This is a genomic window from Janthinobacterium glycogeni, from assembly GCF_051380725.1.
Lineage (GTDB): Bacteria > Pseudomonadota > Gammaproteobacteria > Burkholderiales > Burkholderiaceae_D > Janthinobacterium.
The window spans coordinates 90,328-115,961 of record NZ_JBNYXP010000014.1; the positions used below are offsets into that span (position 1 = coordinate 90,328).

23 protein-coding genes and 1 riboswitch are annotated in these 25,634 nt (G+C 63.0%); of the genes, 18 read left to right on the forward strand and 5 right to left on the reverse strand.

Annotation, left to right across the window (positions count from 1 at the left end; translation table 11 throughout):
* Positions 1-9: 9 nt before the first annotated feature.
* From ACQ4W4_RS24440 to ACQ4W4_RS24480, 9 genes are all read left to right on the forward strand, one after another.
* Complete coding sequence (locus ACQ4W4_RS24440; protein ID WP_436544148.1) at positions 10-648, forward strand: YbhB/YbcL family Raf kinase inhibitor-like protein; 639 nt, start codon at positions 10-12, stop codon at positions 646-648.
* 3 nt (positions 649-651) lie between these two features.
* Positions 652-1,296 carry a histidine phosphatase family protein gene (locus ACQ4W4_RS24445; RefSeq protein ID WP_436544149.1) on the forward strand — a complete coding sequence of 215 codons (645 nt, stop codon included), beginning with the start codon at positions 652-654 and terminating at the stop codon, positions 1,294-1,296.
* Between the two features lie 106 nt (positions 1,297-1,402).
* The gene (gene dusB, locus ACQ4W4_RS24450) at positions 1,403-2,455 is read left to right on the forward strand and encodes a tRNA dihydrouridine synthase DusB (RefSeq protein WP_436544150.1); all 1,053 of its coding nucleotides are present in this window, start codon (positions 1,403-1,405) and stop codon (positions 2,453-2,455) included.
* 178 nt (positions 2,456-2,633) lie between these two features.
* A complete protein-coding gene (locus ACQ4W4_RS24455; protein ID WP_008445162.1) occupies positions 2,634-2,867 on the forward strand; it encodes a helix-turn-helix domain-containing protein in 234 nt (77 codons plus the stop codon).
* Between the two features lie 106 nt (positions 2,868-2,973).
* A complete protein-coding gene (gene purH / locus ACQ4W4_RS24460; protein ID WP_436544151.1) occupies positions 2,974-4,560 on the forward strand; it encodes a bifunctional phosphoribosylaminoimidazolecarboxamide formyltransferase/IMP cyclohydrolase in 1,587 nt (528 codons plus the stop codon).
* Positions 4,561-4,750: 190 nt separating this feature from the next.
* Complete coding sequence (ruvC, locus tag ACQ4W4_RS24465) at positions 4,751-5,290, forward strand: crossover junction endodeoxyribonuclease RuvC (RefSeq protein ID WP_326458183.1); 540 nt, start codon at positions 4,751-4,753, stop codon at positions 5,288-5,290.
* Between the two features lie 47 nt (positions 5,291-5,337).
* Positions 5,338-5,916, forward strand: a complete 579-nt coding sequence (ruvA, locus tag ACQ4W4_RS24470; protein WP_034784779.1) for a Holliday junction branch migration protein RuvA — start codon at positions 5,338-5,340, stop codon at positions 5,914-5,916.
* 6 nt (positions 5,917-5,922) lie between these two features.
* Positions 5,923-6,978 carry a Holliday junction branch migration DNA helicase RuvB gene (gene ruvB, locus ACQ4W4_RS24475; RefSeq protein ID WP_070312419.1) on the forward strand — a complete coding sequence of 352 codons (1,056 nt, stop codon included), beginning with the start codon at positions 5,923-5,925 and terminating at the stop codon, positions 6,976-6,978.
* Between the two features lie 32 nt (positions 6,979-7,010).
* Entirely contained in the window at positions 7,011-7,478 is a 468-nt protein-coding gene (locus ACQ4W4_RS24480) for a YaiI/YqxD family protein (protein ID WP_436544171.1), read from the forward strand.
* A 67-nt stretch (positions 7,479-7,545) separates the two neighbouring features.
* Here the strand turns inward: ACQ4W4_RS24480 and ACQ4W4_RS24485 are convergent, their stop codons facing one another.
* The 4 genes from ACQ4W4_RS24485 to ACQ4W4_RS24500 all read right to left on the reverse strand — a co-directional run bounded on the left by ACQ4W4_RS24485 (position 7,546) and on the right by ACQ4W4_RS24500 (position 13,881).
* Positions 7,546-8,685: an OmpA family protein gene (locus ACQ4W4_RS24485; protein WP_436544152.1), complete on the reverse strand. Its 1,140-nt coding sequence runs from the start codon at positions 8,683-8,685 to the stop codon at positions 7,546-7,548.
* A 13-nt stretch (positions 8,686-8,698) separates the two neighbouring features.
* Entirely contained in the window at positions 8,699-10,216 is a 1,518-nt protein-coding gene (locus tag ACQ4W4_RS24490) for an ice-binding family protein (protein ID WP_436544153.1), read from the reverse strand.
* A gap of 275 nt (positions 10,217-10,491) precedes the next feature.
* A complete protein-coding gene (locus ACQ4W4_RS24495) occupies positions 10,492-10,920 on the reverse strand; it encodes a DUF2147 domain-containing protein (RefSeq protein ID WP_436544172.1) in 429 nt (142 codons plus the stop codon).
* Positions 10,921-11,073: 153 nt separating this feature from the next.
* Positions 11,074-13,881, reverse strand: coding sequence for a valine--tRNA ligase (locus ACQ4W4_RS24500; RefSeq protein ID WP_436544154.1), 2,808 nt, complete (start codon positions 13,879-13,881; stop codon positions 11,074-11,076).
* A 515-nt stretch (positions 13,882-14,396) separates the two neighbouring features.
* On the opposite strand from ACQ4W4_RS24500, the gene ACQ4W4_RS24505 reads away from it, so the two are divergent.
* Complete coding sequence (locus ACQ4W4_RS24505) at positions 14,397-15,437, forward strand: porin (protein WP_436544155.1); 1,041 nt, start codon at positions 14,397-14,399, stop codon at positions 15,435-15,437.
* 7 nt (positions 15,438-15,444) lie between these two features.
* Here ACQ4W4_RS24505 and ACQ4W4_RS24510 read toward each other — a convergent pair whose 3' ends face one another.
* On the reverse strand, positions 15,445-17,541 hold the full coding sequence (locus ACQ4W4_RS24510) for a putative bifunctional diguanylate cyclase/phosphodiesterase (protein ID WP_436544156.1): 2,097 nt from the start codon (positions 17,539-17,541) through the stop codon (positions 15,445-15,447).
* 237 nt (positions 17,542-17,778) lie between these two features.
* On the opposite strand from ACQ4W4_RS24510, the gene ACQ4W4_RS24515 reads away from it, so the two are divergent.
* The 8 genes from ACQ4W4_RS24515 (at position 17,779) to ACQ4W4_RS24550 (ending at position 25,630) form a co-directional block, all read left to right on the forward strand.
* Complete coding sequence (locus ACQ4W4_RS24515) at positions 17,779-18,519, forward strand: Crp/Fnr family transcriptional regulator (RefSeq protein WP_152253562.1); 741 nt, start codon at positions 17,779-17,781, stop codon at positions 18,517-18,519.
* A gap of 44 nt (positions 18,520-18,563) precedes the next feature.
* Positions 18,564-20,468 carry a hybrid sensor histidine kinase/response regulator gene (locus ACQ4W4_RS24520; protein WP_436544157.1) on the forward strand — a complete coding sequence of 635 codons (1,905 nt, stop codon included), beginning with the start codon at positions 18,564-18,566 and terminating at the stop codon, positions 20,466-20,468.
* Positions 20,469-20,496: 28 nt separating this feature from the next.
* Positions 20,497-21,303, forward strand: coding sequence for a response regulator (locus ACQ4W4_RS24525; protein ID WP_436544158.1), 807 nt, complete (start codon positions 20,497-20,499; stop codon positions 21,301-21,303).
* Between the two features lie 38 nt (positions 21,304-21,341).
* Entirely contained in the window at positions 21,342-21,605 is a 264-nt protein-coding gene (locus ACQ4W4_RS24530) for a hypothetical protein (RefSeq protein WP_436544159.1), read from the forward strand.
* Between the two features lie 108 nt (positions 21,606-21,713).
* Positions 21,714-21,829: riboswitch (TPP riboswitch) on the forward strand.
* 79 nt (positions 21,830-21,908) lie between these two features.
* Positions 21,909-23,822, forward strand: a complete 1,914-nt coding sequence (gene thiC / locus ACQ4W4_RS24535; protein ID WP_086144896.1) for a phosphomethylpyrimidine synthase ThiC — start codon at positions 21,909-21,911, stop codon at positions 23,820-23,822.
* Positions 23,823-23,842: 20 nt separating this feature from the next.
* Entirely contained in the window at positions 23,843-24,046 is a 204-nt protein-coding gene (gene thiS, locus ACQ4W4_RS24540; protein ID WP_436544173.1) for a sulfur carrier protein ThiS, read from the forward strand.
* A 25-nt stretch (positions 24,047-24,071) separates the two neighbouring features.
* The gene (locus tag ACQ4W4_RS24545; RefSeq protein ID WP_436544160.1) at positions 24,072-24,866 is read left to right on the forward strand and encodes a thiazole synthase; all 795 of its coding nucleotides are present in this window, start codon (positions 24,072-24,074) and stop codon (positions 24,864-24,866) included.
* Positions 24,866-25,630 (forward strand): hydroxymethylpyrimidine/phosphomethylpyrimidine kinase, encoded by a 765-nt coding sequence (locus tag ACQ4W4_RS24550; RefSeq protein WP_436544161.1) that lies wholly within the window; start codon positions 24,866-24,868, stop codon positions 25,628-25,630. Before ACQ4W4_RS24545 ends, ACQ4W4_RS24550 begins: the two co-directional genes overlap by 1 nt.
* Positions 25,631-25,634: the final 4 nt, after the last annotated feature.

Sequence of the window (25,634 nt, forward strand, 5' to 3'; positions counted from 1 at the left end):
GAGCAAGTGATGAAATTGTGGAGCGAGACGTTTCGTGATGGCGGCCTGATGCCGGCCGAGTATGCCTTTGCCGAGATCGATCCGGCCAGCCGCGTGCGCCTCGCCGGCAACCGCAATCCCCATCTGGCCTGGGACGAGGTGCCCAACGGCACCGAGTCGCTGGCCCTGTTCTGCATCGACCCCGATGCGCCGCAGGACGCCGGCCTGGCCAACCGCGACGACCAGTCCCTGCCGCTGACGGCGCTGCGCGGCGACTTTTATCATTGGAGCTTGCTCGACTTGCCGCCGGCCATGCGTTCGATTGCCGCCGGTGAATTTTCCAGCGGCATCACGCCGCGCGGCAAGGCCGCCGGGACCGCTACTGGGCTGCGCCAGGGCATCAACGACTACACGGGCTGGTTTGCCGCCGACCCGGACATGGCTGGCGACTATTACGGCTACGATGGCCCGTGCCCGCCGTGGAATGACGAGCGCATCCATCATTACATTTTCCGCCTGTATGCGCTCGACGTGCCGCAATTGATCTTGCCCGAGCGTTTCACGGGGCAGCAAGCCCATGCCGCGCTCTACGGCCACATCCTCGACGAAGCCCAGCTCGTCGTCGCCTATTCGCTCAATCCCGAGTTGGCACTTACCCTGAAGAAATAACGCATGAGCACCACGATTTTATTGATACGCCATGGCGAAACGGCCTGGAATGCGGGCCGCCGCCTGCAGGGCCATATCGACATCGCCCTGAACGAGGCGGGCCTGGCGCAAGCGGCCGCACTGGGGCAGGCGCTGGCCGATGAACCGCTGGCCGCCATCCTCGCCAGCGATCTGCAGCGCGCGCAGCAGACGGCGCAAGCCGTGGCCGACGTGAAAGACTTGCCTGTGCAGACGGACCCCTTGCTGCGCGAGCGCTGCTATGGCGCGTTCGAAGGCTTGTTGTATGCGGACATCGCCGCGCGCTATCCGCACGAGTATGCGCAATGGCAATCGCGCCAGATCGACGCCGTGATGCCGTCGGGCGAGCGCGATGCGGAGAGCTTTCGCCAGTTTTACGCACGCGCGAATGGCGCCATCGCCCGCTGGGCCGAACGCTATGACGGCCAGACGATCGCCATCGTGGCCCACGGCGGCGTGCTCGAGTGCGCTTACCGCGAGGCGGTCGGCATGACGCTCGACAGTCCGCGCGACTTCCAGGTCAAAAATGCCAGCGTCAACCGCTTCTCGTATGCGGACGGCAAGTTGCATTTGGTGCACTGGGGAAATATCGAGCACCTGAGCGCGCCCGCGATGGACGAGCTGGGTTAAGGGCTCCATCCTCACTCTGACGCACTGATCCAAAAAAATAGTGCTTATTAAATAGGCAGGGAATCGGTTAAAATAGCAGGTTCCTCCGTCCATTCCAGGTTCTTCAGTGCAAATCGGCCCTCACATTCTGCGCAACAATGTTTTCGTCGCTCCCATGGCGGGCGTGACGGATCGGCCTTTCCGCCAGTTGTGCAAGCAGCTGGGTGCCGGCTACGCCGTGTCGGAGATGGCGGCGTCGAATCCGCGCCTGTGGGCAACGGAAAAAAGCGCACGCCGCACGGACCACGACGGCGAAATGGAGCCGAAAGCCGTGCAGATCGCCGGCGCCGATCCGCAAGACCTGGCCGATTGCGCCAGGTTCAACGTAGACCGTGGCGCGCAGATCATCGACATCAACATGGGTTGCCCCGTGAAGAAGGTGTGCAACAGTTGGTGCGGTTCGGCCCTGTTGCAAGATGAAAGCCTGGTCGAAAAGATCTTGCACGCCGTCGTCAATGCCGTCGACGTGCCCGTCACCCTGAAATTTCGCACGGGCTGGAACCGGTCCAACAAGAATGCCCTGACCATCGCCCGCATCGCCGAGCAAGCTGGCATCCAGATGCTGACCTTGCACGGCCGCACGCGCGCCGATGGCTACAAGGGCGATGCCGAATATGAAACTATTGCCGCTGTGAAAGCATCGGTGGGCATCCCCGTGGTGGCCAATGGCGACATTACCAGCCCGGAAAAGGCCCGCTTTGTGCTGGATCAAACGGGCGCCGATGCCGTCATGATCGGCCGCGCGGCGCAGGGCCGGCCGTGGATTTGTCGCGAAATCGACCATTTCCTGCGCACCGGCACCTTGCTGCCGGCGCCGTACGTGGATGAAGTACGCACCCTGATGGATGAGCATTTGCGCGCCCATTACGCGTTTTATGGCGAATTCCTTGGCGTGCGGACGGCGCGCAAGCACATCGGCTGGTATGTCAAGGATCTGGAAGGCGGCGAAGCGTTCCGCCAGGAAATGAACTTGCTGGAGTCGACGGAGGCGCAATTGCTGGCCGTCGATCAATTTTTTGAGTCGCAATGGAAATTTGGCGAACGGTTACAATACCGCCTCGCCGAATCCAGTGAAAGTGGCCTGATCGATGTGATCAAACCTACGGTCACGGCAGCATGATCAGATAGCAACGTAGTGATATAAGTTACAAGCAATAGTTATAAGTAATACAAGGGCGAGCGCCTATACAGAGCGTCATGCAATATTAATTACAACACCGAGGCAAGAGGGCAGCACGCGGACCGCATGAGCGGCGCGGCGTCGGATAGCCAGGTGTTCAGCCGGTTGAAGCATACAAATGAGCAAAGAAAGCATTCAGGAAGTCGTACAGAAAAGTCTAGAAGATTACTTCAATGACCTGGGCGAACAGCAAGCATCGAATATCTACGACATGGTCGTGCTGACCGTGGAAAAGCCCATCCTGGAAGTCGTGATGACACGCGCCGATGGCAACCAGTCGCACGCCGCGCAGATGCTGGGCATCAACCGCAATACCCTGCGCAAGAAATTGCAGGAGCACGGTTTGCTGTAATGCCGGCATGCAAGTGACGCCAAGATTTGAATCCGCCGCAGCGGGCTTCGCCTGAAGCTGACCGCTGCGCCATTCGCCAAGAACACTTAACCACCTAGCCACAGCCATGATCAAACAAGCTCTCCTCTCCGTTTCCGACAAGACCGGCGTTCTCGAATTCGCCCGCGCCCTGTCTGCCCTCGGCGTCAACCTCCTGTCCACCGGTGGTACCGCCAAATTGCTGGCAGACAACGGTGTTCCCGTCACGGAAGTCGCCGATTACACGGGTTTCCCGGAGATGCTCGATGGCCGTGTGAAAACCCTGCACCCGAAAGTGCATGGCGGTATCCTGGCGCGCCGCGATTTCCCTGAGCACATGTCGAAACTGGTCGAGCACAACATGCCGACCATCGACATGGTGGTCGTCAACCTGTACCCGTTCCAGGGCACGGTCGCCAAGGCCGATTGCACCTTGGAAGACGCGATCGAAAATATCGATATCGGCGGCCCGACCATGCTGCGTTCGGCAGCCAAGAACCACAAGGATGTGGTCGTCATCTGCGATCCGACCGACTACGATGCCGTGCTGGCGGAAATCCGCTCGGCCGACGGCCAGGCCGGCGACGTCAGCTATGACACCAAGTTCATGCTGGCGAAGAAAGTCTTTGCGCACACGGCGCAATACGACGGCGCCATCACCAACTACCTGACCAGCCTGGGCCCGACGAAAGTGCACGCCGAGCGCGGCGCCTATCCGCAAATCTTGAACGTGGCCTTTGAGAAAGTGCAAGACATGCGTTACGGTGAAAACCCGCACCAGAGCGCCGCCTTCTACCGCGACCTGGTCACCACCGATGGCGCGCTGGCCAACTACCGCCAACTGCAAGGCAAGGAATTGTCGTACAACAACATCGCCGACGCCGATGCAGCCTGGGAATGCGTGAAGAGCATGGGCGGCTTCGAGCAAAGCGCCGCCTGCGTCATCGTCAAGCACGCGAACCCATGCGGCGTAGCGCTGGGCAAGAATGCGGCCGAAGCGTACGCGCGCGCCCTGCAGACGGACCCGACTTCGGCCTTTGGCGGCATCATCGCGTTTAATACCGAACTGGACGGCGCCACCGCCGGCGAAATCGCCAAGCTGTTCGTCGAAGTGCTGATCGCCCCATCGTTCTCCGCCGAAGCGAAACAGATTCTGTCGAGCAAGCAAAACGTGCGCATGCTGGAAATCCCGCTGGGCAGCGGCGTGCACGCCATGGACTTCAAGCGCGTCGGTGGCGGCTTGCTGGTGCAATCGCCGGACGCGAAAAACGTCGGCATCGGCGACTTGCGCGTGGTCAGCAAACTGCAGCCAACGCCGCAGCAACTGGCCGACCTGATGTTCGCCTGGAAAGTGGCGAAATTCGTCAAGTCGAACGCCATTGTCTTCTGCGGCAATAACATGACCCTGGGCGTGGGCGCAGGCCAGATGAGCCGTATCGATTCTGCCCGCATCGCTTCCATCAAGGCGCAAAACGCGGGCCTGTCGCTGACTGGCTCCGTGGTGGCGTCGGACGCCTTCTTCCCGTTCCGCGACGGCCTCGACGTCGTCGTCGACGCGGGCGCGACCTGCGTGATCCACCCGGGCGGCTCCATGCGCGACCAGGAAGTGATCGATGCGGCGGACGAGCGCGGCGTCGTGATGTTGTATACCGGAACGCGTCACTTCCGTCATTAAGAAGGCGGTCTAAACCTACTGCGCGGCGCGGGGCGCGGCCTGCGATGCTCACTGTGCTACAGCACAGTTGCGCTTCTCTGCCACGCCGCATCGCCGCTCGCTACGGTTTATCCCATCTTCTTTGAAGGTGGTTAAACGGCAGGCACCGGTTATTCACCGGTGCCTGCCGTATTCATTATAGAATCTGGCGATGATTATTCTTGGCATCGATCCTGGCTTGCGCACGACCGGCTTTGGGGTCATTGAAAAACACGGCAACAAGCTGCGCTATATCGCGTCGGGGACCGTCAAGACGGGTTCCGAAGGGGAATTGCCGCCGCGCCTGAAGATCATCCTGCAGGGCGTGAGCGAAATCGTCGGCACCTACCAGCCCGATTGCGCGGCCATCGAAAAAGTGTTTGTCAACGTCAATCCCCAATCGACCTTGCTGCTGGGGCAGGCACGCGGCGCGGCCATTTGCGCGCTGGTCCACGCCGACTTGTCGGTGGCCGAATACACGGCCCTGCAAGTGAAACAGGCCGTCACGGGCCACGGCAAGGCGGCCAAGGAGCAGGTGCAGGACATGGTGTCCCGGCTGTTGTCACTGCCCGGCTTGCCCGGCACCGATGCGGCCGATGCGCTGGGCGTGGCCATTTGCCACGCCAACAGCATCGATGCGCTGGCCATGATAGGCGCGCTGGCGCCCCAGCTGCAGGGCTTGCGCATGAAGCGCGGCCGCCTGGTAGGCTAGGCGCGCCATATGCCCCTCATATATATACACAACATTAGGAACACGCAATGATAGGCCGTCTCTCCGGTATTTTGCTTGAAAAAAATCCGCCACAATTGCTGGTCGATTGCCAGGGCGTCGGCTATGAAGTCGACGTGCCGATGAGCACCTTTTATAACTTGCCCCACGTGGGCGAAAAAGTCGTGCTGTTCACGCACCAGGCAATCCGCGAAGATGCGCATCTGCTGTTTGGCTTCGGCAATGCGGCCGAACGCGCCGTGTTCCGCCAGTTGATCAAGATCACGGGCGTGGGCGCGCGCATGGCGCTGTCCATCCTGTCCGGCATGACGATTGCCGACCTGGCGCAGGCGATCACCTTGCAGGATTCCGGCCGCCTCGTGAAAGTGCCGGGCATCGGCAAGAAGACGGCCGAACGTTTATTACTGGAATTGAAGGGCAAGATCGGTGCGGATCTCGGTCCGCTGGGCGCGCATGCGGCGCCGGACGCCCAATCGGACATCTTGAATGCGCTGGTCGCGCTCGGCTACTCGGACAAGGAAGCGCTGGCCGCCGTGAAGAACGTGCCGGCCGGCAGCGGCGTCTCGGACGGCATCAAACTGGCGCTGAAAGCGCTGTCGAAAGGCTGATAAGGCATGAGCATCCAGACCGACAGCTTCACGGAACAGCGCATCATCGATGCGGCCCCCATCTCGCACAACGAAGAGGCCATCGAACGGGCCTTGCGCCCGAAGCAGCTCGACGAGTATGTGGGACAGGAAAAGATCCGCGACCAGCTCGAGATCTTCATCACGGCTGCGCGCCAGCGCAAGGAAGCGCTCGACCACACCTTGCTGTTCGGCCCGCCAGGCCTGGGCAAGACGACGCTGGCGCACATCATCGCGCGTGAAATGGGCGTCAATCTGCGCCAGACCTCCGGGCCCGTGCTCGAACGCCCGGGCGACCTGGCGGCGATCCTGACGAACCTGGAAGCGAACGACGTCCTGTTCATCGATGAAATCCACCGGCTGTCGCCCGTCGTGGAAGAGATTTTGTATCCGGCCCTTGAGGATTATCAGATCGATATCATGATCGGCGAAGGCCCGGCCGCCCGTTCCGTGAAGCTCGATCTGCAGCCGTTCACATTGGTCGGCGCCACCACGCGCGCCGGCATGCTGACCAATCCGCTGCGCGACCGTTTCGGCATCGTCGCCCGCCTCGAGTTTTACAACACGGGCGAGCTGACAAAGATCGTCACGCGCAGCGCCGCCTTGCTGAAGGCGCCGATCGACCCGGAAGGCGCGCATGAAATCGCCCAGCGCGCCCGTGGCACGCCCCGCATCGCCAACCGCTTATTGCGCCGCGTGCGCGATTTCGCGGAAGTCAAAAGCAATGGCGACATCACCAAGGTGGTGGCCGACCGCGCGCTGGCCATGCTCGACGTCGATTCCGCCGGCTTCGACGTGATGGACCGCAAACTGCTCGAAGCCGTGCTGTTCAAGTTCGGCGGCGGCCCCGTCGGCATCGGGAATCTGGCGGCGGCCATTGGCGAAGCGGCCGACACCATCGAAGACGTGCTGGAACCATACCTGATCCAGCAAGGCTTTTTGCAGCGCACGCCGCGTGGCCGGGTCGCCACGCCGGCCGCGTATCTGCACTTCGGCGTCAGCGCGCCGCGCATGGGTCCCGGCGGCGAAGCGTGGGAACTGTGATGGCGGACGGCAGCCAGCAGGCTATCGAGGGCATGCAGATCTGGATCGACGCCGATGCCTGTCCCGTCGTCATCAAGGAAATTCTATACAGAGTCGCCGACCGCCTGGAATTGCCGCTCATCCTGGTGGCCAACCAGGGCTTGCGCGTGCCGCCGTCGCGTTTCATCCGCACCGTGCAAGTGCCGTCCGGCGCCGACGTGGCCGACCAGGAAATCGTGCGCCTGCTCAACCCCGGCGACCTCGTCATCACGGGCGACATCCCGCTGGCCGCCGACGTGCTGGCCAAGGGCGGTTTTGCGCTGAACCCGCGCGGCGAGTTCTACACGCAGGATAATATCGCCCAGCAACTGACGATGCGCGCCTTCATGGAGGAATTGCGCAGCGGCGGCGTGGACACGGGCGGCCCGGCCGCCTTCAGCCAGTCCGACCGCCAGCAGTTTGCGAATAGCCTGGACCGGCATTTGAGCAAGCACCACCGCAAGCGGACCCCGGCGCTATAAGCGGTGGACGAAAAAACTGTGGGCGAAAAAAAACCGGCGCAAGCCGGTTTTTTTGTGCGCATGAAACTTAACGCATGACTTTTCTCGTGCCCACGACTTCCACCGTCACGCGGCGGTTTTTGGCGCGGCCGGCGGCAGTCGTGTTGTCGGCCACGGGCTGCGTTTCTCCCTTGCCTTCCGTGTAGACGCGGCTCGTTTCCACGCCTTGCGCCACCAGGTAAGCCTTGACGGCTTCGGCGCGGCGCTGCGACAGTTTCTGGTTGTAGGCGTCGGAGCCGACGGCATCCGTATGACCGACCGTGACGATGACTTCCAGGTCCATGCCCGTCAACTGACCGAGCAGCTGGTCCAGCGCCGCCTTGCCTTGCGGCTTGAGCGTCGATTGATCGAAATCAAACAGCGCTTCGGAAGCAAATGACACTTTTTCCGCCACGGGCACCGGTGCGGGCTTGGCTTCGATCAGCGGTGCCGGCATGGCGACGACGGGGGCGACTTCGGGCGCCGGCTGGTAGGCCGGCGTGGCGCTGGCCGGACGGCCCAGCTTATACACGAGGCTGACGGAATACAGGTCCGCATCGCCGCGGTTGCCGACGGCGTCGTTCAAGCGATAACGCTCGACTTCGCCGCGCAGGGCCAGCGCTTCGCTGAACTTGTATTCGAGGCCCAGGCCCAGCTTGGCGTTGAGCTTGCGCTCGCTGGCATGGGTATTGGTCGAACCCAGCAGGCGGTTGCCGCTGAACTCCGTGTTGGTCTTGGTGTAGTGCATGCCGACACGGCCCAGCAAGGACAGGCGCTGCGACAGCGGCAGCTGGCCCAGCAAGTCCAGGTTCACGCCGCGAAAGGCCGCTTGGCCGTTGAGCACGCCGTTGCCGCTGGTGGTCGACTTGAAATCGAACTTGCCCAGGTCAAAGTAACCGGCTTCCATGGCGAAATACTGGTTCAGTTGGCGGCCGACAAACAGTTTATAGCCGGTGTCGCGCTGGTCCTTGCTAAAACCGGTGACGGTTTCGCCGTTGGCGGCAAGGCTGGCGCGCAGGCGCGGCTCGTCGATGGTGGCGCGCGACTGGCCCACGCCCGCGCCGATGTACCAGGCGCTGTTGGCCCAGTCTGGGTTGATGAAGGTGTTGTCCTGCGCCTGCGCCGATTGGGCCGCCAGCAAGGCGCCGGCCATTACGCTCAGGGTGCCCAGTGTGTGTGCGATAGTCATGGTCATGTCCCGATTATTTGGTGATCTGATTGTTGCGCAGGGTCACGGCGGCAGCCGTCAGCACGCGGCCATTGAGCAGGGTCGCGTTGTCGCCCACCGTGATGGCGGCCGACTGGCCCAGGATATTGCCCTTGAAGACGCTGTTGGCGGCCAGGGTGGTCGGGCCGACGGGCAGCCAGCTGACGTTGTCGGCCGTGGCGCCATTGTTCAGGGCAACCACCGAGTTGACGGTCGAGTTCAGGGTCAGCGCCGTGCGGAAAATGTACACGCCGGGACCGTTCAGGGTCAGCGTACCCGTGATGCTGATGGCACCGGCATAGCAATACACGCCGGGGCCGAAGGTTTGGCCGCCGAGGTCGATGCCGCCGGCAAAGCTGACGTCGCACGTGCGGCTGTTGCCATCCGTGATCGCCGCTTGTAAATCCGTCATGGCGCCGGCCAGGATGGCGCCCGACTTGTAGTTGGTAAAGCCAGCCGCCTGGGTCGGATCGACCGTTTGCGAAGGTGAGCCGACGTCGCCCGTGATCAGCGTGGTGCCGCCCGAATTGTTCGTGATCGAGGTGCCTGCCAGCACGCCGAACGGTGCCGCGCGCCCCAGGACGATCGGGTTCAGGACGGGCGGGATGGCGACAGCGGTGACGGTCAGCAGCGCGCTGCCCGACTGGCCGCCGGCCGTGGCGGTGATACTGCTGGTGCCGGTGGCAACACCGGTGGCGACGCCCGTGTTCAGTACCGTGGCATTGGCAACGGTGCCCGAGGTCCAGGCGGCGCTGTTGGTGATGATGGCGTTCGAGCTGTCCGAATACGTTGCGGTGGCAATGAATTGCTGCGTGGCGCCGACAGCGATGCTGGCGGTGGCCGGCGTGACGGCGATGCTGACGATGCTGGCGGCAGGCACGGTGATGGTGGTGCTGGCCGTCTTGCCGTTGAAGCTCGCGTTCATGACGCTGGTGCCAAAGGCAACGCCGGTGACGAGGCCGCCGTTGGCGACGGTGGCGAAAGCGGGCGTGACGGCAAGGAAGCTGCTGCCGGCCGTGACGTCAGCCGTGCTGTTGTCCGAGTAGGTGGCAATGACGGCCAGCTGGCGCGTCGCGGCGACGGGCACGATGGGGCTTTGCGGCGTGACGGCGATAGCCAGCAAGGTCGCTGGCGTGACGGTCAACTGGGCCGCTGCGCTCTTGCCGCCAAAGGCGGCGCTGATGCTGCTGTTGCCGGCAGCCACGCCGGCGGCAACGCCGCTGCTGGCGTTGACGGTGGCACTGGCCGGCGTGGCCGATGTCCAGGCCGCCTTGGCGCTGACGTCTTGCGAGGAGCCGTCGCTATACGTGGCGATCGCCGTGAATTGCTGGCCGGCGCCGATGGCGACCGTCGCCGTGGCTGGCGTGACGGCCAGGCTGGACAAGGTGGCGCCCGGCAAGCCGAGGATGGGATCGCGTCCCTGGTCGCCGCCGCCGCAACCGGCCATGGCGGCCATGGCCAGCAAACCTGCCGAGACGAGCAGCGGATTCAGATATCGCTTGAAGAGGTTCATATAGTTCCTTTGTGCATGGCAATCATTGCCGGGCATCCGCGGATGAGGTCATCCGGCAGAGCCATGCCGCTTTTCGCTACAGGCGATGGCGTCACAGGCATGCACTATTTCATTTAGGAAACTGGAGGTATGTGCGCTGGCGCGCTTAGCTTGTCTTTGACGGGAAATCGCCGCAAACGCGCGCGATTCGGCCTGGAAAACAACGGACGTGTGCGAAAAACAGACACAAAAAAGCCGGCGCAGGGCCGGCTTCATCAGGGCAGGGCGTGCCGTGCTTACTCTTCGCGCACCCACGTCTGCGAGCGGCCAAACATCGGCACGCCGACATAGCCGCGCACTTGCAGCTTGGTGCCGCCTTCAATCAGTTCGGCCTTGCTCTTGTAGGTCTTGCCATTGGCCGGGTCCATGATTTCGCCGCCCGTCCATTCCTTGCCGTCATATTTCAGGCCGGACAGGATCACCAGGCCGACGATGGGCTGGTCCTTGTTGGCGCCCGTGCACTTGTCGCACTTCGGATTTTGCTCTTCATTCGGGGCGCGGAACAGCTTGTCGATCTTGCCTTGCAAGACGCCGTTGCTTTCCGTGATGACGACGAGGGATTTCGGCTTGCCGCTGGCGTCATCGATGGTTTTCCACGTGCCGACGGGGGTGTAATTGCCGTCGCGCGCGATGGCGCTGCCGCCGATGGCCAGGGCGGCCATCATGATGCTTGCTGTGACGGTGGTTTTGAATAAAGTACGCATCGCTAGTCTCCATTGGTTTTTTTGATCGGGTCACGAACAGTGTATATACCAAGGCAAGACCAGCCATCCTGCGCGGCGTCACGGATGACGCCGCGCAATCCTTCCAAACCTGCCTTATGCGCTGGCTAGTTTAGCAAACTGTTCGCGCAGTTTTTCAATTGTCGCCGAAAAACTGAGCAAACGCTCGTTTTCTTGCGCAACGATGGCGGCCGGGGCGCGCGCGACGAAGCTTTCATTGCCTAATTTGCTATTTACTTTGGCAATTTCCGCTTCGATGCGGGCGATTTCCTTGCCCAGCCGCTCGCGTTCGGCAGCCACGTCGATTTCCACTTTCAGCATCAGCTTGGTGGTGCCGACGATGGCGACGGCGGCTGGCGAATCCGGCAGCGCATCGACGATCTGCACGTCGGCCAGCTTGCCCAGCGACTGGATGTACGGCGCGTACGACGCCAGCGCTGCTTTCTCGCTGGCATTGCCTGCCTCGACGATCAGCGGCACGCGCACGGATGGCGAGATCTGCATTTCGCCGCGCAGGTTGCGCGTGGCGTCCGTCAAGGCTTTCAGCTGCTGCATCCACGCTTCGGCCGACTCGTCGATCTTGTCGGTGTTGGCGATCGGATACGGCTGCATCATGATCGAATCACCCTCTGGCTTCAGGGTCTTGCCGGCCAGCGGCGCCACTGTCTGCCACAGGGCTTCCGTGACGAAGGGGATGATCGGATGAGCCAGGCGCAGCACCACTTCCAGCACGCGCAGCAGGGTGTGGCGGGTGGCGCGCTGCTGGCCTTCCGTGCCCTGCTGTACCTGGACTTTCGCCACTTCCAGGTACCAGTCGCAATACTCGTCCCACACGAATTTATAGATGGTCGCGGCGATATTGTCGAAACGGAAGTCTTCAAAGCCCTTGGCCACGTCCAGTTCCGCCTTTTGCAGCAGCGAGATGATCCACTTGTCCGCCTGCGACAGGTCGGCCTCGTTCGGGCTGCAATCCTTGTTCTCCGTATTCATCATGACGAAACGGGTGGCGTTCCACATCTTGTTGCAGAAGTTGCGGTAGCCTTCGCAGCGGCCCAGGTCGAAATTGATGTTGCGGCCCAGCGAGGCATAGCTGGCCATGGTGAAGCGCACGGCGTCCGTGCCGTAGGCCGAAATGCCTTCCGGGAATTCCTTGCGCGTCGCCTTGGTGATCTTTTCCGCGTCGCGCGGGTTCATCAGGCCCGTGGTGCGCTTGACGATCAAGCCTTCCAGGTCGATGCCGTCGATCAGGTCGATCGGATCCAGCGTGTTGCCCTTCGACTTGGACATCTTCTGCCCTGTCGAATCGCGCACCAGGCCGTGTACGTAGACGGTTTCAAACGGCACCTTGCCCGTGAAGTGCGCCGTCATCATGACCATGCGCGCGACCCAGAAGAAGATGATGTCGAAACCCGTCACCAGCACGGACGAGGGCAGGAAGGCCTTCATGTCCGGTGTTTCTTCCGGCCAACCCATGGTCGAGAACGGCACCAGGGCGGACGAGAACCACGTGTCGAGCACGTCGTCGTCGCGCTTCAAGGGACCCGTGCTGCCGGCGGCCAGCGCCTTGGCTTCCGCTTCGGCTTGCGTTTTTGCAACAAAGATATTGCCCTTGTCGTCGTACCAAGCCGGGATTTGATGGCCCCACCACAGCTGGCGCGAGATGCACCAGTCCTGGATGTTGTTGAGCCACTGGTTGTAGGTGGTGCTCCAGTTTTCCGGCACGAACTTGATTTCGCCGTTGGCGACCTTGTCCAGCGCCGTTTCAGCGATCGACTTGCCCGGGAAGAACGTGCCTTCCGGGGCCGGTTTGCTCATGGCGACAAACCACTGGTCCGTCAGCATCGGTTCGATGACGACACCCGTGCGGTCGCCGCGCGGCACCATCAGTTTGTGGGGCTTGACCTGTTCCAGCAAGCCTTGCGCGTCGAGGTCGGCGACGATCTGCTTGCGCGCGGCGAAGCGGTCCATGCCGCGGTAGGCCTCGGGCGCATCGTCGGTGATCTTCGCGTCCAGGGTCAGGATGACGATCTGCGCCAGTTTGTGGCGCTGGCCGACGGCGTAATCGTTCATGTCGTGCGCCGGGGTGATCTTGACGCAGCCCGTGCCGAATTCCTTGTCGACGTACTCGTCGGCGATGATGGGGATTTCGCGGTCCGTCAGCGGCAGTTTCAGCATCTTGCCCACCAGTGCCGTATAACGCTCGTCCGTCGGATCGACGGCCACGGCCACGTCGCCCAGCATGGTTTCAGGACGCGTGGTAGCCACCGTCAGGAAACCGCTGCCGTCGGCCAGCGGGTACTTGATATACCACATGGAACCATCTTCTTCCTCGGACACCACTTCCAGGTCGGACACAGCCGTGCCCAGCACGGGGTCCCAGTTGACGAGGCGCTTGCCGCGGTAGATCAAGCCTTGCTCGAACAGGCGCACGAAGACGTCGGTGACGACTTTCGAGCGCGGCTCGTCCATCGTGAAATATTCGCGCTGCCAGTCGGCCGAGGCGCCCAGGCGGCGCATCTGGCCGGTGATGATGGAACCGGATTTTTCTTTCCATTCCCACACTTTTTCCACGAATTTCTCGCGGCCCAGGTCATGGCGCGAAATCTTTTGCGCGTCCAGCTGGCGTTGCACGACGATTTGCGTGGCGATGCCCGCGTGGTCGGTGCCGGGAATCCAGGCTGTGTTGTGGCCCAGCATGCGGTGGTAGCGGGTCAGGCCATCCATGATGGTCTGGTTGAACGCATGGCCCATGTGCAGGGTGCCGGTGACGTTCGGCGGCGGCAACTGGATGCTGAAGGAAGGTTTTCCGGCATCGAGGGTGGCGGTAAAGTAACCGCGCTGTTCCCACTCGGTGCGCCAGAATTGTTCAATGTCGGCGGGCTCGAAAGACTTGGCTAATTCCATGATTTGGCGTGTGATTGGCAAAAGGAACCATTATAGATGACGCGGCAACGCCTGCAGCGTGGCAAGCGGCCTTTTTCAGTGTTTTGGCGGCCTGGCGGGGCGCGAACCAACAACAGAGGGCGCAATAAAACGGGGGAGAAAGGGCGGCCGATGCTATAATGCCGGCCTCGGCGCCTCCTGCCCCATCCTTGCGGACGGCGCCAGCAGACGCGGTGGGATCAACGTTTCATATCCAGCACCCGTCCGCGTCTCACGGCCAGCGCATCTGCGATGCCAGCCACTTTCAGCGCGTCCCCTTCGGGCCGGGCGCCTGAGCCACGCGCACCGCCAGCGGTGCACCATTCACGGCGGAATCAAAGCGGCACGTCATTGCACGCCGCTGCCGCCACAGCTTAGCCAGGATCTGTTGTCCGGCGCGTCGTCTTTTGACACGGCACACCCCGCTTGGCGCCTTGCCGCCTGTGGCCTTGCCGTGGCCGCCGCTTTCCTGGTTTCGCTTTTACAAGGAAATCACCATGAAAAAAATCGCCATCGTTGCCGGCCTTGCCACCACCCTCGGCGCCATGTCCGCCGCCCACGCCCAGTCGTCCGTCGACGTGTATGGGCTGATGGACGCGGGCCTGGTGCAGGAAGGCGGCGTCAGCAAGCTCACCAGTGGGATATCGGCCGGCTCGCGCCTGGGTCTGCGCGGCACGGAGTCGCTGGGCGACGGCTGGCAAGCCGTGTTCACCCTGGAAGCGGGCGTCCTGAGCGACACGGGCCGCTCTGACCAGGCGGGGCAATTGTTCGGCCGCCAGGCCTTTGTCGGCCTTAACAGTCCGCTGGGCATGCTGACCGTGGGGCGACAGTACAACCTGCAAAGCCAGGCGCTGACCGACGTGGCCGACCCCTTCGAGGGCGGCTTTGCCGGCGCGGCGACCAACCTGGCCGGCTATTCGGCCACGCGCATCGACAATACCGTGCGCTACACCTCGCCCGAGCTGCGCGGCGTGACGGCGACGGTGATGTATGGTGCTGGCGAGCACACGGGGATTGCGGCAGATCAGCGTTCGCTGGGCCTGGCCCTCGGCTATGTCAACGGTCCGTTGACTTTGCGCCTGGCGCGCCAGAGCCGTGCCGGCGAGCCGGGCAAGGCCGACGTCAACAACACCATTCTGGCCGGTAACTACAACTTTGGCGTGGCCACGGCGTTTGCGGGCTATGGCCGCAACACGGGCGATGGCAGCACCATGTTCTTCGCGGAAAATCCGTACGGCGCGGCGCAGGCGCCGGCCCAGTCGACCGACAGCCGCGACGCCATCGTTGGCGTCTCCGTGCCGCTCGGTGCGACGACCTTGCTGGCCTCGTATGTGCGCAAGGATGACCGCGATGCGGCCAACCGCGATGCGCAGCAGCTGGCCATCGGCGCCACGTATGCCTTGTCCAAGCGCAGCAAGGTCTATCTTGCCTACGCGCACATCCGCAACCGCAACGACGCCGCCTACATGGTGGGCAACGCCACGGAAGTGGGTACGGGCAACCGCGCCTTCAACGTCGGCCTGCGCCACGCGTTTTAACGCATGGTCAACCCATCGCCAAGGCAGGCAACATGCTGCCTTGGCGTAATAGTTCTTCGAAGGCGGGCGCGGCCAGGGGGCGGCTGAACAGATAGCCCTGCATCTGGTCGCAGCCGTGCTGGCGCAGGAAGGCCAGCTGCTGCTCTGTTTCCACGCCTTCGGCGATCACTTTCAGGCGCAGACTGTGCGCCAGCGAAATGATGGCGCGCACGATGGCCGCATCGTCGTCGCTGTGCGTGATGTCGCTGACGAAGGTTTTGTCGATCTTTAATACATCGATGGGGAAGTGGCGCAGGTAGGCCAGGCTGGAGTAGCCGGTGCCGAAGTCGTCGATGGACAGTTGCACGCCCAGCGCCTTCAGGTTGGCCATGATGGATGTGGCTTGCTCCACGTTATGCATGACCATGCTTTCCGTCAATTCCAGTTCCAGATGGGCGGCGGCGAGGCCCGTCTCGGCCAGTGCCTGCGCCACCGCGTGCAGCAGATTTCTTTGCTTGAATTGCCGCGCCGACAGGTTGACGGCCAGGCGCAGCGGACCGTGGCCGGCCAGTTGCCAGGCGCGCGTCTGGGCGCACGCCGTGCGCAGGACCCAGTCGCCGATGGGCGTGATCAAGCCCATTTCCTCTGCCAGGCCGATGAAGCTGGCAGGTGGAATGCGCCCCAGTTGCGGATGCTGCCAGCGCAGCAGCGCTTCCATGCCCACCACTGCGCCGCTGGCCAGATCCAGCTGTGGCTGGTATTCGAGGTGAAACTGCCCCCGCTCCAGGGCGTGGCGCAATTCGCTCTCCAGTCCCAGTTGTTCCAGGGTGCCTGCATTCATGCCCGACGCATAGAATTGCCAGTGCCCCCGTCCCTGTTCCTTGGCGCGGTACATGGCGATGTCGGCGTGCTTGATCAAGGTGTCGGCATTCTGGCCATCGTCGGGATACACGGCCACGCCCATGCAGCAGCTGAGAAAAAATTCATATTCGCCCAGTTGCAGCGGCTGCGCCACGGCGTCTTGAATGCGCTGCAGGATGGCGGCGCCCGGTTCGCCATTGCCATGCTGGGGCAGCAGCAGCACGAATTCGTCGCCGCCCAGTCGCGCCACCGTGTCGACTTCGCGCGTGGCGTCGCGCAGGCGCTCGGCCACGTTTTTCAGCACCTGGTCGCCCGCATCGTGGCCCAGCGTGTCATTGACGAATTTAAAGCGGTCGAGGTCGATGAACACCACCCACAGGGGAAGGCCGTTGCGCCGGGTGACGGCCATCGCCTGTTCCAGCCGTTCGCGCAGCAGGGCGCGGTTGGCCAGCCCTGTCAGGATATCGTGCCGGGCCTGGAATTCCAGTTCCTGCTCGAAGCGCATGACGGTGCTGATGTCGTATTGCGCCACGACAAAGTGGCTGACGGCACCATCGCCATCATCGCGCACGGGGGCGACGAACAGCTCACTCCAGTAGCAGCTGCCATCCTTGCGAAAATTGCGCACGATGGCCTTGCCTTCGCGCTGTTCGCGCAGGGCCGCCGTGATGGCGTGCATGTCTTGCCGTCCTTGCTGCGGACCCTGCAAGTCTTCCAGGCGCTGTCCGATCACCTCGTTGCCGGCATAGCCGGTGATGCGCTCGAAGGCGGGATTGACGTACTCGATCAGGTAGCCGGGCGCGTCGGCGCTGCACAGGATGATGGCATTGGCCGACACTTCGATGATGCGTTCGCGCAGCCGCAGCGATTTTTCATTGTGCATGCGCGCGGCGATGTCTTCGGACAGGCGCAAATTGGCAAACTGCAGCGCCGCCGTGCGCTCGCCCGTGATGCGGGCAATCACGGAATTGCGCGACACCAGCTGGTACACATACGCCGTTGCCAGCAGGCTCGACAGCAGTCCGCCCAGCAGCACATACAGCGAGCCGCGATGGTTCGCGTCCAGGCTCATGCCGTTGGCCGGCAGCAGGGCGGCGCGCAGCGTCTGTCCGCTGGCGTGGTACTGCAGCAGCAGCCGGGTGCTTTCCGACTCGATCTGGCGCGCCGAGGCGTAGCATAGCGCCGTCAGGCACAGTCCGACCGCCAGGGTGATCAGGGCCGAGGTGGAAACGGAAATGGAGATACGTTTGAAGAATGATTGCATGATGACGTCCGGTGGCAGCGCCGGTGCCGATCCATGATCCGGCAGCCCTGGCAGTGATTGACTGTAGGGCGCGCGCCACATGGCCGTCCGTTCGCTGGCGAACGGACGGCCATGCCGACAAGAAATATAGTCGGGTCACTGTGCCAGTGCTGTGTTACGCTGCCGCATATGGCGCCCCTCGTTCGGACGTCTTACCTCTATCCCCTAGCTGACGACTGGAAACCAGGAAACCTGCCCATGTCGAGTCCGCATGCCCAGCTGCACAACCCGAATCAAAACCATTTGCTCGCCGCCATGCTCGACGCCGATTTCGCGCGCCTGGCTCCCCACCTGGAGCAAGTCTCCATGCTGCTCGGCGACGTGATCTACGATTCGGGCGACAAGCTGCAGCATGTGTATTTCCCCACCACGGCCATCGTTTCCATTCACTACCTGCTGGAAAACGGCGGCTCGTCGGAAATTGCCGGCGTCGGCAATGAAGGCATGGTGGGCGTGTCGCTGTTCATGGGCGGCAACTCGACACCGAGCCGCGCCGTCGTGCAGACGGGCGGTGTCGGCTATCGCCTCAAGGCCCACCTGCTGATGGAAGAGTTCGACCGCGCCGGTCCCGTCATGCGCTTGCTGCTGCGCTATACGCAAGCCTTGATCACGCAAATGTCGCAGACGGCCGTGTGCAACCGCCACCATACGGTGGAGCAGCAACTGTGCCGCTGGCTGCTGCTGACCATGGATCGCCTGCCGAACCGCGAACTGACGATGACGCAGGAGTTGATTGCCAACATGCTGGGCGTGCGCCGCGAGGGCGTGACGGAAGCGGCCGGGCGCCTGCAGCAGCGCGGCTTCATCAGTTACCGGCGCGGCCATATCTCCGTGCTGGACCGTGCCGGCCTCGAAGGCCACGTGTGCGAATGCTATGGCGTGGTCAAAAAGGAATTCGCGCGCCTGCTGTCGGACGTGCGCCAGCGTCAGGGTTCCTAAGACCGCAATCCCCCTTCCTATCGTTGTCATTGCCCAGGCTCATCATGCAATCTGTCGAAAACATCCCCCCGCGCGCGCCGTCGCGCTGGCCCATGGCACTGGCCTTTTCCTTCAGCGCCGTCGCGCTGCTGGCCGTCGGCGTGCTGGCCTGGCGCGCGCCGTTCGAGACGGCCTGCGTCATCGACGCGCTGGTCTTCCTGCTGCTGATGCTGCTCGTGGCGCTGTACCGGCGCACGGTGGCGGCCAGCCTGCCGCGCCAGCTGCTCAAGGCGGGCGCCTTGCAGGATGCGATTTTCAACAGCGCCAATTTCTCGTGCATCGCCACCGATGCGCAGGGCGTGATCCAGATTTTTAATGTGGGCGCCGAACGCATGCTCGGTTATGCGGCGAGCGACGTGGTCGACAAGCTGACGCCGGCCGGTATTTCCGACGCGCAAGAAATCGTCACGCGCGCGGCGGCCCTCAGTGCCGAACTCGACACCGTCATCACGCCGGGCGTGGAAGCGCTCGTCTTCAAGGCTACGCGCGGCATCGAAGACATTTATGAACTGACCTACATCCGCAAGGATGGCAGCCGTTTCCCCGCCATCGTCTCCGTGACGGCCTTGCGCGACGCGCAGAGCAAGGTCATCGGCTACCTGCTGATCGGCACCGACAATACGGCACGCAAGCAGGTCGAGGCGGAACAGGCGCTGCTGGATCAGCGCCTGCGCGAACAGCAGGCGTACACGCGCTCGCTCGTCGAGACCAACAATGCCGAGCTGAAGAAGGCGCGCCTGGTGGCGGAAAAGGCCAACCGCGCCAAGTCCGAATTCCTGTCGAGCATGAGCCATGAATTGCGCACGCCCCTGAATGCCGTACTCGGCTTTGCCCAGCTGATGGCGTCCGACGTGCCGCCGCCCACCGTGCCGCAGCAGCGCTCGATCGAGCAAATTCTCAAGGGCGGCTGGTATCTCTTGCGTTTGATCAATGAAATCCTCGACCTGGCCATGATCGAGTCGGGCAAGGTCACCCTGTCGCAGGAAGCGATGTCCTTGCTCGACGTGCTGCAGGATTGCCAGGCCATGATCGCGCCGCAGGCGGAAAAGCGCGGCATCCGCATGCAGTTTCCCCGCTGCGGCCAGGCTTTTTATGTGCACGCCGACCGCACGCGCGTGAAACAGGTGATGGTCAACCTGCTGTCGAACGCCATCAAGTACAACCAGGGGGGGGGCACCGTCACCGTCGAATGCAGCCGGCATGGCGAGCGCGTGCGCGTGAGCGTGCGCGACAGCGGCGCCGGCCTCGACGCGGCCCAGGTAGCGCAGCTGTTCCAGCCCTTCAACCGCCTGGGACAGGAAAACAGCACGGAAGAGGGCACGGGCATCGGCCTGGTCGTCACCAAGCAACTGGTCGAATTGATGGGCGGCACCATCGGCGTCGACAGCACCGTCGGCGTGGGCACCACGTTCTGGTTCGAGCTGGCCGCCAGCAGCGCGCCGGAACTGGTGCTGGGCGACGGCGATGCGCTGCCGCAGGTGCAGGAACCGCAGGAAAGCCAGCGCACCTTGCTGTACGTGGAAGACAATCCCGCCAACCTGGCGCTGGTCGAGCAATTGATCGCCCGCCGCAGCGACTTGAAACTGCTGACGGCCATCGATGCGCACCTGGGCATCGACCTGGCGCGCACCTATCAGCCCGACGTGATCTTGATGGATATCAATCTGCCCGGCATCAGCGGCTATGGCGCGCTGCATATCCTGCATGATGATCCCCTCACCAGCCACATTCCCGTCATGGCCCTGTCGGCCAATGCCGTGCCGCGCGACATCGAAAAAGGCTTGCAAGCGGGATTCTTCCGCTATCTCACCAAGCCGATCAAGGTCGTCGAATTCATGGATGCGCTCGATGTAGCCCTGCACCATGCAGCCGCGCACGGCCTGGCCGACGACACTCACGCAATACGCTAATTCAGCACTCAATTTTAGGAATACCGCCATGCTTCAAGCCACCGAGATCCTGAACGCCAGCATCCTCATCGTCGATGACCAGGAGGCCAACGTCATGCTGCTCGAACAGGTGCTGCGCAATGCCGGCTACACGCGCATCACGTCCACCATGGACCCGCAAGCCGTGCGCGCGCTGCACCAGCAGCACCGCTACGACCTGATTCTGCTCGACTTGCAGATGCCGGAAATGGATGGCTTCGAAGTCATGGAAGGCTTGCGCGACCTCGAAGCGGGCAGCTACCTGCCCGTGCTGGTGATCACGGCCCAGCCCGGCCACAAGCTGCGCGCCCTGCAGGCCGGCGCCAAGGATTTCGTCAGCAAGCCCTTCGACCTGGTGGAAGTCAAGACGCGCATCCACAACATGCTGGAAGTGCGCTTGCTGTACCAGAAGCTGGCCGAATACAACAAGTCGCTGGAACAGATGGTGGAAGACCGCACGGCGGAGCTGCGCGAAAGCGAAGCGCGCTTCCAGCGCTTCACGGAACTGTCGTCCGACTGGTACTGGGAACAGGATGCGCAGGGCAACCTGACGCGCTTTTCCGGCCCCGTGGCTGAAATGCTGGGCATCGGCAGCGAGGAAGAGCCGCAGCGCTGGAACGCCACCGAACGAGCGCTGCTCGACGCAAAAATTGCCGCGCGCGAACCGTTTCTCGATTTCATCTACAGCCGCGCCAACCTCGACGGCAGCACGCAGTATCTGCAGGTCAGCGGCGAACCGATGTTCGACACGGGCAGCCGCTTCATCGGCTACCGCGGCATCGGCCTCGATGTCACGGAGCGCTTGCGGGGAGCGTGATTTATACTTGGTGTTATTGATATTGACCAGGAAAAATCATGACTGACAAATCACCACCGCAATACTGGTTCCCCGCCAAGACCTATGGCTGGGGCTGGGGCTGGGGCTTGCCCATCACCTGGCAGGGCTGGCTGGTGTTCCTCGCTGCGCTGGCCCTGTTCGCCTGCGGCGCCTTCCTGTTCCCGCCGCAAACCATGCTGCTCGGCTACATCGTCTATGAAGCGGCCATCGTTGCCGTGCTCATTTTCATCTGCCAGCTGAAGGGCGAACCGACCGCCTGGCGCTGGGGCAAGAAGAAATAATCGTGCCGCCATCTGCTGCATTGCAGCAGATGCGCAAAGACGACACCTGCAAGAAATCATCTGGCCACGCGGCGCGAACCGCGTATAATTGGCTCGCTGCCGCAAGGCGGCAAACGCTAGGGGTCCTGCCTTTCGCTGTGGAAACACAGTGCAAGCGCGGGTGAGAAATACCCTCCGAACCTGATCTGGATAATGCCAGCGAAGGGAAGCTTTAGGATGAACGCACCCCGCCTTTCCGCGTGCGCACAGCCGAACCTCCTTAGCTGGCTCCAGGCTTAAAAATAGTCTAGCCAAGGAGCCAAAATGAACGCCAACCCGAAATTCCTCTCCGCCACCGCCACGGTCGACGAAGCCGCCATCGCGCCGCTGCCCAATTCGCGCAAGATCTACGTGCAGGGCAGCCGTCCCGACATCCGCGTACCCATGCGCGAGATCAGCCAGTCCGACACGGAAGCGTCGTTCGGCGGCGAAAAGAATCCGCCGATCTACGTCTACGACACGTCCGGCCCCTACACGGACCCGGACGTGCAGATCGACATCCGCTCCGGCCTCGATACGCCGCGCCTGCCATGGATCATGGAGCGTGCCGACACGGAAGAATTGCCCGGCCCCACCTCCGACTACGGCATCGCCCGCCTGGCGGACCCGAAGCTGGCCGAGCTGCGTTTCAACCTGCACCGCAAGCCGCGCCGCGCCATCGCCGGCAAGAACGTGACGCAAATGCATTACGCGCGCCAAGGCATCATCACGCCGGAAATGGAATTCGTCGCCATCCGCGAAAACATGCGCCGCCAGGAATATTTGCGTGAACTGAAAGCTTCCGGCCCCATGGGCGAGCGCCTGGCCGACCTGATGGGCCGCCAGCATCCGGGCCAGTCGTTCGGCGCCAGCATCCCGGCGGAAATTACGCCGGAATTCGTGCGCGAGGAAATCGCCCGCGGCCGCGCCATCATTCCCGCCAATATCAACCACCCGGAAGTCGAGCCGATGATCATCGGCCGCAATTTTCTCGTGAAAATCAACGCGAACATCGGCAATTCCGCCGTCACCTCGTCGATCGGCGAGGAAGTGGAAAAGATGACCTGGGCTATCCGCTGGGGCGGCGACAACGTGATGGATCTGTCCACCGGCAAGCACATCCACGAAACGCGCGAATGGATCGTGCGTAACAGCCCCGTGCCGATTGGCACCGTGCCCATCTACCAGGCGCTGGAAAAGGTCAACGGCAAGGCCGAAGATCTGACGTGGGAAATCTTCCGCGACACGTTGATTGAGCAGGCCGAGCAGGGCGTCGACTACTTCACCATCCACGCGGGCGTGCTGCTGCGCTACGTGCCGATGACGGCCAAGCGCCTGACGGGCATCGTCTCGCGCGGCGGCTCCATCATGGCCAAATGGTGTCTGGCGCACCACCAGGAATCGTTCCTCTACACGCATTTCGAAGAAATTTGCGAAATCATGAAGGCGTATGACGTGTCGTTCTCGCTGGGCGACGGCTTGCGCCCCGGCTCCATCTACGACGCCAATGACGAGGCGCAGCTGGGCGAACTGAAAACCCTGGGCGAGCTGACGCAGGTGGCCTGGAAGCACGACGTGCAAGTGATGATCGAAGGCCCGGGCCACGTGCCGATGCAGCTGATCAAGGAAAACATGGACTTGCAGCTGGAGCAGTGCGGCGAAGCGCCGTTCTACACCCTGGGACCGCTGACGACCGACATCGCTCCTGGCTACGACCACATCACCTCGGGCATCGGCGCGGCCATGATCGGCTGGTATGGCACAGCCATGCTGTGCTACGTGACGCCGAAGGAACACCTGGGCTTGCCCAACAAGGCGGACGTCAAGGACGGCATCATCACCTACAAGATCGCGGCGCACGCGGCCGACCTGGCGAAGGGCCATCCGGGCGCGCAAATCCGCGACAACGCCCTGTCGAAAGCCCGTTTCGAATTCCGCTGGGACGACCAGTTCAACATCGGCCTGGACCCGGACAAGGCGCGCGAATTCCACGATGAAACCTTGCCCAAGGATTCGGCCAAGGTGGCGCATTTCTGCTCCATGTGCGGCCCGCATTTCTGCTCGATGAAGATCACGCAGGAAGTGCGCGAATACGCGGCCGGCATGGGCATCGCGGAAGACAAGGCGCTCCAGCAGGGCATGGAAATCAAGGCCATCGAATTCATCAAGAACGGCGCCGAGCTGTATCGCAAGGTCTGAAGGAGAGCGTGATGCCTGCATTGATATCCATCACGCTCAACGGCGCCCCGCACCAGGTGCCGCCCGGGCAAACCCTCGATCAATTGATCGCCGCGCTGTCGCTGGAAAACCAGGCGCTGGCGCTGGCCGTCAACCGCAACGTCGTGCCGCGCAAGGCGTGGCAGGACAGGATCCTGGAAACGCAGGACCAGGTGGAAATCGTCCGCGCCATCGGCGGCGGTTAAGTTGAGAAAAGACAAGGAACAGAACATGTATACCGCAACAAACAACGACCTGCTGACCATCGCAGGCAAACAGTACCAGTCGCGCTTGCTGGTGGGCAGCGGCAAGTACAAGGACTTGCCGCAGACGCGCGAAGCGACGGACGCGGCGGAAGCGCAGATCATCACGGTGGCCATCCGCCGCGTGAATATCGGGCAGGACCCGAACGCGCCCAGCCTGCTCGATTTCGTGCCGCCCGACCAATACACGATACTGCCGAACACGGCCGGCTGCTACAACGCGAAAGACGCCGTCTATACCCTGCAGCTGGCGCGCGAACTGCTGGGCGGGCGCAATCTGGTGAAACTGGAAGTGCTGGGCGATGAAAAGACGCTGTTTCCGCACATGCCGGAAACCCTGGTCGCGGCCGAGGCGCTGGTCAAGGATGGCTTCGACGTGATGGTGTACTGCAGCGACGACCCCATCCAGGCGAAGATTTTGGAAGACATCGGCTGCGTGGCCGTCATGCCGCTGGCCTCCCTGATCGGCTCGGGCATGGGCATCCTGAATCCGTGGAACTTGTCCTTGATCATCGACCAGGCGAAAGTGCCCGTGCTCGTCGATGCCGGCGTGGGCACGGCGTCGGATGCGGCCATCGCCATGGAGCTCGGCTGCGATGGCGTGCTGATGAATACGGCCATTGCCGGCGCGCGCGACCCCGTGCGCATGGCGCGTGCGATGAAGCTGGCCGTGCGGGCCGGGCGCGAAGCGTTTCTGGCCGGCCGCATGCCGCGTAAATTTGCCGCGTCGCCGTCGTCGCCGATGGCGGGCCGGCTGGCGTGATGGCGCAGCAACGTCCGACGGTGCTGGTGTTTGCCGGCGCCGACCCCTCGGGCGGCGCCGGCATCGCCGCCGATATCGTGGCCATTGCGGCGCAGGGCGCGCATGCCTTGCCCGTCATCACGGCGCTGACGGTGCAGGACAACGACAGGGTCTTCGGCGTGCAGCCGGTGGCGCCGGCGCTGCTGCGCCGGCAGGCGCTGGCGCTGATCGACAAGATGGCGATTCACGCCGTCAAAATCGGCATCCCGGGCAGCGCCGCGAACGCGGCCGTCATCGCGCAGCTGATCGGGCAATTGCGGCTGGCCGCCCCAAGCTTGCCCGTCGTGCTCGATCCCGTGCTGGCCAGCGGCCATGGCGACGTGCTCAGCCGGGACGACGCCGTGCTGGCGCTGGCGCCCTTGCTGCCGCTGACGACAGTCATCGTACCGAACGGGCCGGAAGCGCTGGCCCTCGGCGGCGAAGCGGCCTTGCGTGCGCAAGGCTGCCAGCACGTGCTGGTGACGGGCGGCCATGGGCAAGGCGAGGTGATCGTTAACCGCTGGCTGGACGGCGATGGCGGCGCGCGCGAGTGGCGCTGGCCGCGCCTGCCCGGAGAGTTTCACGGCAGCGGCTGTACTTTGGCGTCCGCCATCGCGGCCCGGCTGGCGCTGGGACAGGCGCTGCCTGAAGCGCTCGATGGCGCGCAAGCCTATTGCCATGCGGCCCTGGCCGGCGCGTATGCGATTGCGCCAGGCCAGCTGATGCCGCAACGATTCATTCAATAAGGAA